Source organism: Acidiferrimicrobium sp. IK, from assembly GCF_025499425.1.
In the GTDB taxonomy this organism is placed as follows: domain Bacteria; phylum Actinomycetota; class Acidimicrobiia; order Acidimicrobiales; family Palsa-688; genus Acidiferrimicrobium.
The window spans coordinates 1-1,479 of record NZ_JAIMCB010000039.1; the positions used below are offsets into that span (position 1 = coordinate 1).

The window sequence follows — 1,479 nt, forward strand, 5'->3', positions numbered from 1 at the left end:
CCTAGACATCCCACGGGTCTAACTGTCAAGCAGCTTCTTGTTCACGGTGGCCCCAGGCGGTGTGCTCGTCGTAGAGCGTGTGGTGTCCTAGGCAGCCGTGGAGGATGCCGACGAGCCGGTTGGCCAGGGCTCGTAGGGCCCGGTTGTGGGTGTCTCCGCCGGTTCGGCGGGCGTCGTAGTAGGCGCGGGCTCCGGGACTGGCGGTGATGGCGGCGAAGGCCCACAGGTAGCAGGCGTCGGATAGGCGCCGGTTGCGGGCGTAGCGGGCGAGGACGACCCGGCTCTTGCCCGACGCTTTGGTGATCGGGGATGTCCCGGCGTAGTTCTTGCGGGCTTTAGCATCGCTGTAGCGGTTCGGGTCATCCCCGAACTCACCGAGCACCCGGGCGCCCAGGACCGTCCCGAGTCCTGGCAGGGAGCGGACGATCTCGGCGTCCGGGTGCTGATCAAAACCCTCGGCGAGCTGCTCCTCGAGCCGGGCGACCTGGTTGTTCAGCTCTGCGATGACGGCGACCAGGGCGGCCACCGAGGCGCCCATCGCCTCGGAGACCACGGCCGGGGCGGCCAGCTGTTCGGCCCGTAGGGCGGCTTGGATCTGCTCGACGCGCTCCTCCAGGCGGCGCTGGCGGCCGGCCCGGGCGATGGCGGAGGCGATCCGCTTGCGCGACAAGGTCCGCCCCAAGCTCGGTGTCGGCGCGGCGGTCAGCACGCCGAGCGCGTCGGGCCCGTAGAGCTCTCCCAACTGCAGGGCGGCCGGGTAGTACTCGCGAAGCGTGGATCGCAACTGGTTGACCTGGCGTTGGCGGGTCCAGATCAGGCTCTGATGGGCCCGGGCCAGCACCTTGATGGCCTCGGCCCGCTCGCTGTCACCGGCGATGCGGCGGTGGTGGTGGCGGTCGGTGCGGGCCAGCTCGGCCAGTGTGGCCGCGTCGCCGGGATCGGACTTGGCCCCCGAGGTGACATGGCGTTCCCGGTAGCGGGCCACCGACAACGGGTTCACCGCGTACACCTCGTAGCCGGCCGCCACCAACGACCCCACGAACAGGCCCCGATCGGTCTCGGTCGCCACCACCACCTCGGCCGGATCGTCGACGTGCTCGGCCACCAGCGCGTGGAAGCGGGCCACGCCCTCCACTCCTTCAGGCAGCCGGGCCCGGCTCAGCCGCCGTCCCTCACCGTCGCGGACCTCGACATCATGATGGTCCTCGGCCCAGTCATGACCAACGAACACCTGCACCCTCACTTGCCTCCTCTCGATCGACCACAGCCACGAGCCCGAGGCGACCAGCAGCTCGCTAATGGTTCAGTGCTCCTCACGGCACGTCATCCCACCAGTTGTCCCAGTCGACCTCACCGACCAGCAGGCGCACGATCTAGGCCTAGAACTCGACGTTCTGCCGGAGAGAGTGCTGACCTGCTGGCGGCTCAGCGACCAGCCTCACTCACTCAACCAGCGAGGTGGTCGATCCCCATTAGCCG

1 protein-coding gene is annotated in these 1,479 nt (G+C 69.2%); it reads right to left on the reverse strand.

Annotated features, from left to right (window positions below; genetic code table 11):
- Positions 1-25: 25 nt before the first annotated feature.
- Positions 26-1,237, reverse strand: a complete 1,212-nt coding sequence (locus tag K6U06_RS24455; protein WP_262324609.1) for an IS110 family transposase — start codon at positions 1,235-1,237, stop codon at positions 26-28.
- Between the last annotated feature and the right edge of the window lie 242 nt (positions 1,238-1,479).